Source organism: Corynebacterium sp. HMSC075F02 (genome assembly GCF_001838335.1).
Lineage (GTDB): Bacteria > Actinomycetota > Actinomycetes > Mycobacteriales > Mycobacteriaceae > Corynebacterium > Corynebacterium jeikeium_D.
On record NZ_KV836313.1, the window covers coordinates 1 to 11,940 of the forward strand.

The 11,940-nt window shown below is 58.6% G+C and carries 10 protein-coding genes; 6 read left to right on the plus strand and 4 right to left on the minus strand.

Annotated elements, in window-relative coordinates:
• Nucleotides 1-54 precede the first annotated feature (54 nt).
• From HMPREF2920_RS06380 to HMPREF2920_RS06390, 3 genes are all read right to left on the minus strand, one after another.
• Entirely contained in the window at nt 55-984 is a 930-nt protein-coding gene (locus HMPREF2920_RS06380; protein ID WP_048733074.1) for an alpha/beta fold hydrolase, read from the minus strand.
• 191 nt (nt 985-1,175) lie between these two features.
• Nucleotides 1,176-2,606, minus strand: a complete 1,431-nt coding sequence (gene purB / locus HMPREF2920_RS06385; protein ID WP_042388205.1) for an adenylosuccinate lyase — start codon at nt 2,604-2,606, stop codon at nt 1,176-1,178.
• Nucleotides 2,607-2,640: 34 nt separating this feature from the next.
• Nucleotides 2,641-3,090 carry a MarR family winged helix-turn-helix transcriptional regulator gene (locus tag HMPREF2920_RS06390; RefSeq protein WP_049172172.1) on the minus strand — a complete coding sequence of 150 codons (450 nt, stop codon included), beginning with the start codon at nt 3,088-3,090 and terminating at the stop codon, nt 2,641-2,643.
• A 259-nt stretch (nt 3,091-3,349) separates the two neighbouring features.
• Between HMPREF2920_RS06390 and HMPREF2920_RS06395 the strand changes: the two genes are divergently transcribed.
• The 5 genes from HMPREF2920_RS06395 to HMPREF2920_RS06415 all read left to right on the plus strand — a co-directional run bounded on the left by HMPREF2920_RS06395 (nt 3,350) and on the right by HMPREF2920_RS06415 (nt 8,080).
• Nucleotides 3,350-4,630, plus strand: a complete 1,281-nt coding sequence (locus HMPREF2920_RS06395; RefSeq protein ID WP_070429294.1) for an MFS transporter — start codon at nt 3,350-3,352, stop codon at nt 4,628-4,630.
• Nucleotides 4,631-4,750: 120 nt separating this feature from the next.
• Nucleotides 4,751-5,479: an amino acid ABC transporter ATP-binding protein gene (locus HMPREF2920_RS06400; RefSeq protein ID WP_042388208.1), complete on the plus strand. Its 729-nt coding sequence runs from the start codon at nt 4,751-4,753 to the stop codon at nt 5,477-5,479.
• A 15-nt stretch (nt 5,480-5,494) separates the two neighbouring features.
• Nucleotides 5,495-6,436: a glutamate ABC transporter substrate-binding protein gene (locus HMPREF2920_RS06405; protein ID WP_070438809.1), complete on the plus strand. Its 942-nt coding sequence runs from the start codon at nt 5,495-5,497 to the stop codon at nt 6,434-6,436.
• Nucleotides 6,437-6,455: 19 nt separating this feature from the next.
• Nucleotides 6,456-7,142, plus strand: coding sequence for an amino acid ABC transporter permease (locus HMPREF2920_RS06410; protein ID WP_048733083.1), 687 nt, complete (start codon nt 6,456-6,458; stop codon nt 7,140-7,142).
• Entirely contained in the window at nt 7,142-8,080 is a 939-nt protein-coding gene (locus HMPREF2920_RS06415) for an amino acid ABC transporter permease (protein WP_070438833.1), read from the plus strand. The genes HMPREF2920_RS06410 and HMPREF2920_RS06415 overlap by 1 nt, the downstream gene beginning before the upstream one ends.
• A 216-nt stretch (nt 8,081-8,296) precedes the next feature.
• Here the strand turns inward: HMPREF2920_RS06415 and HMPREF2920_RS06420 are convergent, their stop codons facing one another.
• Nucleotides 8,297-10,108: a BCCT family transporter gene (locus HMPREF2920_RS06420; RefSeq protein ID WP_049189683.1), complete on the minus strand. Its 1,812-nt coding sequence runs from the start codon at nt 10,106-10,108 to the stop codon at nt 8,297-8,299.
• Nucleotides 10,109-10,317: 209 nt separating this feature from the next.
• Between HMPREF2920_RS06420 and HMPREF2920_RS06425 the strand changes: the two genes are divergently transcribed.
• Complete coding sequence (locus tag HMPREF2920_RS06425; protein ID WP_070438812.1) at nt 10,318-11,904, plus strand: alkaline phosphatase D family protein; 1,587 nt, start codon at nt 10,318-10,320, stop codon at nt 11,902-11,904.
• Nucleotides 11,905-11,940: the final 36 nt, after the last annotated feature.

Here is an 11,940-nt window from a genome sequence, read left to right on the forward strand (position 1 = left end):
TGAAACTGTCCAAAAAAACGTCCGCATCCCCTTTCGCCTATTAACCAGCTCCCCTTAGCGGGACTCCAACCACGCCAATATGTCGGCGTAGACCTCTTCCTTATTCAACTCGTTGAGAATCTCATGGCGACCATCCGGGTAGACCTTAAAGCGCACGTCCTTCTTCCCTGCGTTCAGGTATTTGCCCACGACCTCAGTCACACAGGCAGCGCCACCCGCCGGATCAACGGCACCGGAAACCACGAAAAGTGGCAGATCATCAGGCGCTTTCTCATAGGCTTCAGACGAATTCGCGTAGTGCGTGCCGACGAGAAGGTCGCGGAAAAAGGCATTGGTGGGAACGAAACCACACTTGTCGTCCGCAATATAAGCATCGACAATCTTGTGGTCGCGGGTGAGCCAATCAAACTTAGTGCGGCGCTCAAAGCCCTTGTTGTAATCAGCAAAGGTGAGGGTGTTGAGCAGCTTGCCCGGCGCGGTAGGACGAATCTTAGCCAGCAGGTTTGCAACCTTCATTCCCGCATCGCCCTTAGCTCCTGGCCACGACACGGTGCCCATGATAATGACGCCGGTAAGCCCCTCGCCGTACTTGGCGATGTAGTTACGAGTCAGAAGCGAGCCCATGGAGTGGCCGAGAATATAGTGCTTGCTGCCTGGGAATTCTGCATCAACGTACTGGCGCACTGCGTGGAGGTCTTCGAGAATTAGATTCCAGCCACCGTAGTCAGCGAAGTAGCCCGGGATGCCAGCATCCGTCTTGGTCATACCGTGGCCGCGATGGTCATGCGCGACGACGGCATAGCCCTGGGATACGAGGTACTCGGCGAATTTAGCGTAGCGGTTGGCGTACTCGACCATGCCGTGGACAATCTGCACCACTCCCTTAGGAGTAATGGGCGCGCCCTTGTCATTTTCTGGGACCCAGCGCAGCACATTCAATGTGGCACCTGGGCGAGAAAGCGAAGTCCTAACAGCCGATGTCACGTCGGGCACCTTTCGCGTAGAGGTTTCGATACTTACCGCTCATCGTACCGAGGAACTTGGCTGCTCACTGGTGGTTTCGCCAACAAACGACGAAAAACTCTGCCACCAACGTGACAGAGTTTTTCAAAGGTACTTACGTTTGCACGTTTGCGCGTTTCGCGCTTCGCGATTCGCGCGTGACGCACGTGAAGCTACAGAATCTCGCCCGGCTTGTAGGCCGCGGCCTCTGGGTACTTGTCCACGACGGTCTGCACACGCGCAACTACGCGGTCAACCTGAGATTCTGCGGCACCGATGAAAGCGTGGCGGTCTGCCAGAGCGTCGGCAAGCCCTGCGGCATCCAGCGGGAAACGCTCATCTGTAGCGAGACGTTCAGTGAGATTCTGCTCGGCGCCCTTTTCGCGCATATCCAGTGCGGTGGCGACGGCGTGCTCCTTGATGATCTCGTGGGCTTCCTCGCGGCCCATACCAGCGCGGACGGCTGCCATGAGGATCTTGGTGGAGGCGAGGAACGGCAGGTAGCGCTCCAGCTCACGGTCAATCATGGCCGGGAATGCACCGAACTCGGACAGGACGGTGAGGAAGGTTTCGAACATGCCGTCCATGGCGAAGAATGCATCCGGCAGTGCAACGCGGCGGACCACGGAGCAGGAAACGTCGCCTTCGTTCCACTGAGTACCGGCGTATTCGGAGAGCATGGTCATGTAGCCGCGCAGGATGACCTGGAAACCGTGGACGCGCTCACAGGAGCGGGCGTTCATCTTGTGCGGCATGGCGGAAGAGCCAACTTGGCCTTCCTTGAAGCCCTCGGTGACGGTCTCATTACCGGCCATCAGGCGGATGGTGGTGGCCAGCGATGCAGGCCCTGCACCGAGCTCGACCAGCGCGGACAGAGCGTCGAAGTCGAGGGTGCGCGGGTAAACCTGACCGACGGAGTCAAAGACGCGGTCGAAGCCGAGGCCTTCAGCGATTTCGTTTTCCAGGGAGGCCAGCGCGGACTCGTCACCGTCAAGCAGATCCAGCATGTCCTGGGCGGTGCCCATCGGGCCCTTGATGCCGCGCAGCGGGTAGCGGGAGATCAGGTCTTCTACGCGCTCGATACCCAGCAGCATCTCGTCCGCAGCGGAGGCGAAGCGCTTGCCCAGAGTCGTTGCCTGCGCGGCGACGTTGTGGGAACGACCCGCCATGACCAGCGACTGGTACTCGGAGGCCTTCTCGGCAGTGCGGGCGGCAACGGCAACGGCCTTGTCACGCACGACCTTCAGCGACTGCAGAACCTGCAGCTGCTCGACGTTTTCAGTCAGGTCTCGTGAGGTCATTCCCTTGTGAATGTGCTCGGTGCCAGCCAGTTCACAGAACTCTTCAATGCGGGCCTTCACATCGTGGCGAGTAATACGCTCACGGGCGGCAATGGAGTCGAGGTCAACTTGGTCGATGACCTTTTCATACGCCTCGATAGTGCCCTCCGGCACCTCAATTCCGCGAGCGACCTGAGCCTTCAGAACGGCAATCCAGAGCTTGCGCTCGAGGATGATCTTGTACTCAGGGCTCCACAACTCAGCCAGAGTCGCAGAGGCGTATCGGTTAGCAAGGACGTTTGCGATCTTCTTTTTCTCAGCCACGCCCTCAAGTATTCCATGACCACTGCATCCGCGGTTATCTAGGCCATGGATGACCACGCATTTCTTCCACGCCCTCGTTGAATTTGCGCATCAATCGCACGAACTCCGCGAGCTCCGAGTCTTCCCAGCCATGCGTAATGTCATCGACGGTATTCTTACGCGCCTCAATCTCCCGGTGCAGCAGCTCTAGCCCCTTGTCGGTCGCGCTATGCACCTTCGCGCTTGACGACGGCGCGGACCTCTTCGCGATATACCCCTGCCGCATGGCGGCGGCCAGCTGGCGATGCACTGTAGAAATGTCCAGCCCTAGTGCATCGGAGAGCTCGGCGACCGTCATATCCGGCTGTGCTTCCAGCCTAGCCAGCAGTGCTGCGGCGGAGCGATCCAACAGGATGTCCTTACGATGTGGTCGGTAGCCGCTGGAGCTCACCCGGGATAGCAGCATGTTCTCGTAAACGAGCGCGGCCAGGTCGTCGTTTCGCACGGTGGCAGTCAATCCTCTTGTCGCCTTTATGTCGGCCCTTTAATGGGCCTGCGGGATGTATCTGTTTGCTGAACAGCCCCTATTCTAGCGCGCCACGGATGCGGTTAAGGCCGAAAAAGCACATTTGCATCATACAAACCAATTGTTATAATTCGAGCCCTAACTGCATTTTTGCATGATACAAATGCCGGAAAGCAGTTTCGCCAAAGCACTAATTCCACGATCGTTTTCAAACGAGAAAAGAGACCGTATCTTCAGCATGACAACGCATACGACCACACAGAACAGGCACAAACAGAACGAGCAGGACGAGCAGCACGGGCAGGACAAGCTCTTCTCCCCCGCGTTCATCATCAGCTGGCTGATTAACTTCAGCATGTACCTGGTGTTCTACCTTTCAATCACGGTCATGGCGCTCTACGCCGTCCAGCGCTTCTCCGCCTCCGATGCCGCCGGTGGCTTCGCCGCCAGTTCTTTCGTGGTCGGCGCCACCATCGCTCGTCTCTTTTCCGGCTACTTGGTGGACACCTTCGGTGGTCGCAGAATCATGCTTGGCTCGCTCGCTGTCATCGTGGCAGCCTGTGCCGCCTACCTGTGGGCCGCATCCCTGCCGATCCTGATTGCAATCCGCATCATCCACGGCCTGACCTACGCATTCGCTTCCACCGCCGTGATGGCCGCCGCCCAAACCGCTATTCCGGCTTCGCGGCGCGCAGAGGGAACTGGCTACATTTCGCTCGGCACCACCCTGGCCACAGCGATTGGCCCAGCTCTCGGCCTTGCCCTTATTGGTTCGGTCGGCTACGGCGTCCTCTTTGCCACAGCCCTCGGCCTGTCCATTGTCGGACTGGTGCTGGCGCTCGTTCTGCCACAACCCAACGAGCCTGCCACTGTGGCAACCAAGGACGAGGCCACCGAAGACTCGTCGGCAAGCGAGACGAAGCGCACGTTTTCCTTCGATGACATCATGACGCCGAGAGTGGTGCCAATCGGCCTGTTCATGCTGCTCGTCGGCCTGGCGTATGCGGGCGTGATTACATTCCTGAACCGATACTCGCAGCTGAGCGGCCTGACTAGGGGCGCCAGCTTCTTCTTCATCGCCTATGCGGTGGCGATGATGGCGGCGCGTTTCTCACTGGGACGCCTACAAGATCGCCGCGGCGACAACCCCGTCATCGCCATCGGCCTGGTGTGCTTCACCATCTCACTGCTTGTTCTGGCTTTCGCTAGCGCTGACTGGCACGTTATCGCCGCCGGTGCGCTCTGCGGCCTGGGCTACGGCACGCTGATGCCGGCCTGCCAGACCATCTCTGTGCACCTGGCGCCGGCGCACAAGTTGGGCACGGGCATCTCGACGCTGCTCTTGCTTGTCGACGCGGGCATCGGCCTCGGCCCAATCGTGCTTGGTTCGGTAGCCGCCACTATGGGCTTCGACAAGATGTACGCAGGCCTGGCGGTCGTGGTGGTTCTCGCGGCCGTCTTCTACTGGTTCGTGCATGGCCGCAAGCCTGTTGCGAGGCGCCATCGCGTGGATCTTTAGAACTAATTGGTGTGCAGTCACTTTTTACAGGTGAATATCGGACAAGGAACACCGATAGCAGTTATGTGTCGTGAGTCACCTATACTTTCCCCCATGACTGAATCATCCACACCACAGAGCATGATTTCGATTGCCGAGGTGAACAAGCACTACGGCGATTACCACGCTTTGCGCGACATCAACCTGGAAATCCCAGCTGGCCAGGTCGTAGTTATCCTCGGCCCCTCCGGCTCTGGTAAATCCACACTGTGCCGAACCATCAACCGCCTGGAAACCATCGACAGCGGCGAAATTCGCATCAACGGCAAGCTCCTTCCCGAAGAAGGTAAGGAACTCACCCGCCTGCGCGCTGAGGTCGGCATGGTCTTCCAGCAGTTCAACCTCTTCAGCCACATGACCATTCGCGACAATGTCACGTTGGCCCCACTGAAGGTCCGCAAGATCTCCAAAGCCGAGGCCCGCGAGCGTGCGGACAAGCTGCTCGCCCGTGTCGGCATTGCGGAACAGGCTGACAAGTACCCGGCGCAGCTCTCCGGCGGTCAGCAGCAGCGCGTCGCCATCGCACGCGCCCTGGCCATGGACCCGAAGGTCATGCTTTTCGACGAGCCCACCTCCGCGCTCGACCCGGAAATGATCAACGAGGTCCTCGATGTCATGACCGACCTGGCCAAGGGCGGCATGACCATGGTCTGTGTCACCCACGAGATGAGCTTCGCCCGCCGCGTGGCCGACCGCATCCTGTTCATGGCCGACGGTGCGATTGTCGAAGACACCGACCCGGAGACCTTCTTCACCAACCCGCAGAGCGATCGCGCCAAGGACTTCTTGGCCAAGATCGTCGGACACTAGGCGGGGCTGGTCACCATGAAGCTTTCACTATTACGAGGAGGCCGGGGACGCAGTCGCAACCAGGGCCGCCGAGGTGTCGTCGGCAAGCGAGTTACGGCGGCTGTCGTAGCTGTTGCCACGACGATGAGCCTCGCGGCCTGCGGTAGCGGCGGACCCCGAAACCTGCTGGCCGATATCGAAGCCGGGCACGTGACGCTGGGTACGAAGTTTGACCAGCCGGGCCTCGGTGAGCGCACTCCGGACCGTGAGTTCGCGGGCGTCGACAACGATGTTTCCCGCTACGTCATTGAGTACATCGCCAACAAGAACGGTTGGGATGTGCCCGAGATGGAGTGGCGCGAGACCCCGTCCGCTCAGCGCGAGACGCTGATTAACAACGGCGAGGTCAACATGATCGCCGCCACCTACTCCATCAACGCTGGCCGCCTGGCTGCCGTCGACTTCGCCGGCCCGTACCTGGTCACGCACCAGGCACTGTTAGTGCGCGGTTCCGAGGGCATCCAGGGGCTTGACGACGTCGCCCCGGGCACTCGCCTGTGTTCTGTATCCGGCTCCACCCCAGCGCAGAAGGTCAAGGACGCTCTGCCGGAGGTACAGCTGCAGGAGTTCGATACCTACGCCGCGTGCGCGGAAGGTGTGAAGCAGGGTGTCGTCGATGCCCTGACCACCGATGCGACCATTCTCGCGGGCTTCGCCCAGCGCTACAAGGAGCGCTTCGGCGACGACTTCCGCGTGGTCGAGCTGCGCAACCCCGATGGTTCCTACTGGACCAATGAGTACTACGGCATCGGCCTGCCCAAGGGTGATGATGCCAGCCGTGAGGCCATCAATGAGGCGCTGGAGTCGCTGTACGACACCGGTGAGCTTCAGAAGATCCTGAAGAAGCATTTGGGCGACAAGTTCGAGCTCGACGACAAGCCGGCAATCGGCGATCTGTCGTTTGTAGAGAAGAAGTAGGAAGGGGTGCGAGCAAACAATGAATCCAGAACTATGGAGTGAAATGGGGCCGGAACTGCTTCCGGCTTTCTGGGTAACCATCAAACTGACGATTGCTTCGGCAATTGGTTCCCTGATTTTTGGCACGCTTCTCACCGCTATGCGCGTGAGCCCCGTGGGAATCCTGCGTACCCTGTCGACCTGGTACATCAACATTGTCCGCAATACCCCGCTGACGTTGATTGTGCTGCTGGCCTCGATGGGTCTCTACTACAACTTGGGGCTGCTGCTGGCTGCGGAGAATGACTCCTTCATTGTCAAGCAGAACTTCCGTCTCGCGGTGTTGGCGTTTGTTGCCTACACCTCGTGCTTCGTTGCGGAGTCCCTGCGCGCCGGTATTAATACTGTGCCGTTCGGGCAGGCCGAAGCCGCCCGCTCCCTGGGGCTTAGCTTCGGCCAGAGCTTCCGCTACATCATCTTCCCGCAGGCGTTCCGTGGCGCTATCGTGCCGCTCGGCAACACCCTGATCGCGCTGACCAAGAACACCACGATTGCCTCGGTAATCGGTGTGGCTGAAGCGTCGCTGCTGATGAAGACCATGACCGAAAACTACGCCAGCGATATCCTGATTATCTTCGGCATCATCGCTGTCGGCTTTATTATTCTGACTCTGCCGACCGGCCTGTTCTTCGGCTGGGCTGGCAAGCGATGGGCGGTGAAGCGCTAATGGCTACTCGCGCAACAGTTCTTTACGACGCGCCGGGCCCCAAGGCTCAGCGCTTCAACCGAACCCTCACCTGGATCGTGGCTGCAATCACCGTTGCGATCCTCGCCGGGGTCGGAATGAAACTGGCCGACAAGGGCCAGTTCGAGGCGAATAAGTGGTCGTTCTTCCTCGAATCCACCACTTGGACCACGTACATTCTGCCCGGCTTGGTCAGCACCATTATCGCGGCTGTGGTCTCTATTGTGTTGGCACTGGTTATTGGCGCTCTCCTGGGCGTCGGCAGGCTGAGCCCGGTCGCACCGGTGCGCTGGCTGTGCTCGGTGATTGTCGAGTTCTTCCGCGCCATTCCGGTGCTGGTGCTCATGCTGTTTGCCTACTCGGTGTTCGCGCTTTGGCAGCTGTTTCCGTCGAACTACCTCGGCTTTGCCGCCGTTGTGTTTGGCCTGACCATGTACAACGGCTCCGTCATTGGCGAGACACTGCGTTCCGGCATCGAGTCGCTGCCGAAGGGCCAGCGTGAGGCTGCGATTGCGCTGGGTCTCTCCCACCGCCAGACGATGGTCACTATTTTGCTGCCGCAGGCAGTCGCCGCCATGCTGCCGGCGATTATCTCGCAGATGGTCATTGCGCTGAAGGACTCCGCGCTGGGTTACATGATTGGCTACGTCGAGGTTGTCCGCTCTGGCCGCCAGCTTGGCGAGTACTACGGCGCCATGATTCCATCGCTGGTCGTCGTAGCAATCATTCTCATTGCCATCAACTTCGGCCTTGCCAACCTTGCTGAGCGCATCGAAAGCCAGCTCCGCGCCGGCCGCGCCCGCCGCAACATCATTGCGAAGGTCCCGCATCAGCCTGATGTCGGTGTCACCACCAAGGACCAGGCCAACGTGGATTGGCACGATGAGGACTACAAGGACCTCCGAGGCACCTACGAGTAAAGCTAATCACGGCTTAACGCCACACTTGCTTTACGACGAACACAGCGACGCCGCCCACGGAAACTGCTTATGGTTTCCGCCGGGCGGCGTTTTTGTTTGGCTACGGCCTTTGCCTTCGCTCCTATCGATGAGCTACTCACTGATGGCCACGCTACAGCGCAACGATAGGTGAATAGCGTGGCCACAAGTGCCGGGCACTACTGCGACCGTGCTCTACTACGACTCAGACTTCGTCCCCGACTCCTCTGGGCTCTCTGATTCCGACTTTTCGCCAGACTCAAACTCGCCTTCAACGACCACATCGGACTGAATAACCAGACGTCCCTCTTCATCGTGGGTGTACTCAAAGCGCGGCAGCTCATTGCCCTCTTCGTCGTAGCCCGGCGCGGGTGCGGCTTCGTGCTTCTCCAACTTCTCTGGAGTATCGGTCTTCTCCCACTGGCGGGTAACCGGCTTGCGCACTGCCATGTGGTCATCACTCATGCCTTTGACCAAGGAGTACATCATCACAAAGTGGAGGAAGAAGAACGGTACACCGATAACAATCACGGCAGACTGCAGCGCTTCCAGTGCGGTTTCACCAGAGATCAGCAGCAGAGAAGCTGCCACAGCACCGATCATGACGCCCCACAGCACTCGGTAGAAGGTCGGAGCCTTGTTTTCCTCACCGGTGGACATCATGTCCATCACCATCGAAGCGGAGTCAATGGAGGTGACGAAGAAGATCATGATCACAAAGAGCGCAAACACACTGACAAGGGTTGCCAGTGGGTACTGCTCCAGCAGGATAAATAGAGCCGGCGAGGGATCCCCTCCTTCGACGACTGGTTCCGTCAGAATGCCCGGCTGCTCATTTTCCAGTTCGAAGCCAGCGCGGCCGAAGATAGAGAACCACATGATTGACACGATTGTCGGCAGTGCAATCACACCGGCAATGAACTGACGCACAGTACGGCCGCGGGAAATACGGGCGACGAACATGCCCACAAATGGCGACCAGCAGATTGTCCAGGCCCAGTAGAAGACCGTCCAGGCGCCCTGTTTCCAATTCGGGTTGACGTCGTAGGAGTCAGTCCAGAACATGATGCGAGGCAGCGCATCCAAGTAGACACCTGTCGTATCGACGGTCTGGCGCAGCAGCGTCAATGTCGGGCCCATGAGCAGCACGAAGACCATCAATGCCATGGCGGCCCAAATGTTCGCATTGGACAACACCTTAATACCTTTGTCCAGACCGCGGGCCACGGAAATCGAGGCAATCACAATAATGATGGCAATCAGAATGAGCTGCACCATCGAGCTTTCCGGGGTACCGATTACACGTGCAGCACCGGAGTTAATCTGCAGCGCACCCATGCCCACCGATACCGCGATACCGACGACGGTACCGATGATGGCGACGGCGTCGATAAGCTTGCCCGGCCATGAGTAGATGCGGGTACCGAGCAGCGGCGCGAAGATGGAGGAGACGCGCGGCGGCAGGTGACGCTTGTAAATGAAGTACCCCAGCGCGAGCCCCGGCAGCGCCATGATGACCCACATGTGAATACCCAGGTGGTAGATGGTAAATGCCATCGCAGTGTTCTGAGCTTCGCGGCTCATCGGCTCTTGACCGAACGGCGGGTTGTAAGCGTGGTTGAGCGGTTCAGCCACGCCCCAGAACATCAGCATGGAGCCAGTACCACCGGCGAAGAGCATGCCGAACCACTCGGCGATGGTGTATTCGGGCTCTTCGTCATCATCGCCAAGCTGGATGCGTCCGTAGCGGGACACAAACAAGCCGATGAGGAAGATAAAGCTTGCCGAGACACCACCGATGAACAGCCAGCCCATGTTAGACGTAACCCAATCGGAAGCGGCCGAGTAGGCATCCCGAGCGGTATCCCCCAGCGCTATGGTCACTGCCACAAAGAGGACAATGAAACCCATCGCCGTCGTGAAGATCAACGGGTCGGTCGGCAGGTTCTTAAGAAAACCGCCCGACTTCTTTTCTTGCGTTTTTACTTGTGGCGTTTGTGTAGATCCCATTATCGGGGTCAGCGCCTTTCACTTCTAGATTGTCTGTCTCAGAAAAGACAGCTCGGAAGACACATTCCTCCCAAGTCGGTTATCTACGTTACAAAAGGAAGCCCAGTCATTCTCAATAACTAAGCCTTTGTGCTGTAATTGCGACTTTTTCCTTCGAGTTCACGCTGGTTTAACTGAACGTCAAAGTGGAAAACCTATCGTTCGACTCCATGCAGCTTTCCCGTCGCAGCGCTCTACGTTTAGGCGCATCCACCGCACTTGCCACTTCAGTCACGCTCGCTCATGCCTCTAGAGCTGCGGCTTCAGCTACACCGGGTTCGCCGTCACTGGCCTCCCCATGGTTACTGCGTTCTCGGCCACAGCTCACCCACGGCGTTGCAAGTGGCGATATCCGCGGCGACGGCGCATTAATTTGGGCTCGCTCAGACCGCCCCGCCCACATGGTGGTTGAAACTGCTGCAACTGAGAGCTTCCAGAATGCCAAGGTATTCCGCAGTAACTCTCTGTTAACTCCAGACACTGACGGCACCGGACGTCTACGTGTCGTCGGTCTCGAACCGGGGCAGGAAATCTTCTATCGCGTCACGCTCGAAGAGGCAGATACTGGAATCTGCTCTGATCCCGTTATCGGCACCTTCCGTACTGCCCCAAACCGCGCATCCAACATCCGCCTGCACTGGTCCGGCGATGTCGCAGGTCAGGGTTGGGGAATTAACGACGAAATCGGTGGCTACACCGGCTTTTCCACCATGATGGAGCGCAATCCAGACCTATTCATTCACTCAGGCGACACCTGCTATGCCGACGGTCCGCTGGATGAATCCGTCACGCTTTCCGACGGCACTGTGTGGCGCAACCATGTCACTCCGGCCAAATCCAAGGTTGCTGAAACTCTCGAAGAGTACCGGGGCCAGTACTCCTACAACCTCATGGACAAGAACTACTTGGCCTTCAATGCGCAGGTTCCGCAGCTAGTCCAGTGGGATGACCACGAAACAGTCAACAACTGGTACCCCAACGAAGTCCTAGACGATGATCGCTATACCGAGCGCGATGTCAACACCCTGGCCAAGCGTGCCTACCAGGCCTTCCATGAGTGGCAGCCAATTGATCAACAAATGGCTGTAGATGGGCGCGTCTACCGCAAGGTTTCCTACGGCCCGTTGCTAGACATATTCATTCTGGATATGCGCAGTTACAAGGGAGAAAACACTTCCAATAATCCGCGCTCGACAACTGAAGAACCAATCCTTGGCGAAAAGCAGACCAACTGGTTAATCGACTCCCTCAAGGACTCCCGCGCGACGTGGAAGATTGTTGCTAATGACCTACCGCTTGGCATCATCGTCCCCGACGGCGACGATGGTGACCAAGAAAGCGTATCCAATGGTGCCGCCGGTGCACCTGCAGGACGTGAACGTGAAATCGCCCGCCTGCTCAGCGCCATTAAAGATGTTTCAAATGTCGTCTGGCTCACCGCCGATGTGCACTACACCGCGGCTCACCACTACAGCCCAGAGCGCGCACAGTTCACCGACTTCGCACCCTTCTGGGAATTCGTCTCCGGTCCTCTCCACGCGGGCGCTTTCGGCCCCAACGAAATGGATTCGACCTTCGGGCCGAAGGTGGAGTACGTCCACGCACCGGGTAAAGACAATGCCAACGCCGACCCCACACAGGATTTCCAGCACTTCGGCGAAGTCGATATCGACGGCGACTCACGCGAGATGACCGTCCGCCTGCTCACCACTCGTGGCACCGAGTTGTGGTCGACAACGCTGAAGCCGCAGGCGTAGGCACACTGTTCAACAGCGCGTGGCGGTAGCCACTAA

Bases quoted from the DNA above. Each gene is read 5' to 3' on its own strand.
- HMPREF2920_RS06395 (WP_070429294.1), top strand. From the start codon at position 3,350: ATGACAACGCATACGACCACACAGAACAGGCACAAACAGAACGAGCAG.
- HMPREF2920_RS06400 (WP_042388208.1), top strand. From the start codon at position 4,751: ATGATTTCGATTGCCGAGGTGAACAAGCACTACGGCGATTACCACGCT.
- HMPREF2920_RS06405 (WP_070438809.1), top strand. From the start codon at position 5,495: ATGAAGCTTTCACTATTACGAGGAGGCCGGGGACGCAGTCGCAACCAG.
- HMPREF2920_RS06410 (WP_048733083.1), top strand. From the start codon at position 6,456: ATGAATCCAGAACTATGGAGTGAAATGGGGCCGGAACTGCTTCCGGCT.
- HMPREF2920_RS06415 (WP_070438833.1), top strand. From the start codon at position 7,142: ATGGCTACTCGCGCAACAGTTCTTTACGACGCGCCGGGCCCCAAGGCT.
- HMPREF2920_RS06420 (WP_049189683.1), bottom strand. From the start codon at position 10,108: ATGGGATCTACACAAACGCCACAAGTAAAAACGCAAGAAAAGAAGTCG.
- HMPREF2920_RS06425 (WP_070438812.1), top strand. From the start codon at position 10,318: ATGCAGCTTTCCCGTCGCAGCGCTCTACGTTTAGGCGCATCCACCGCA.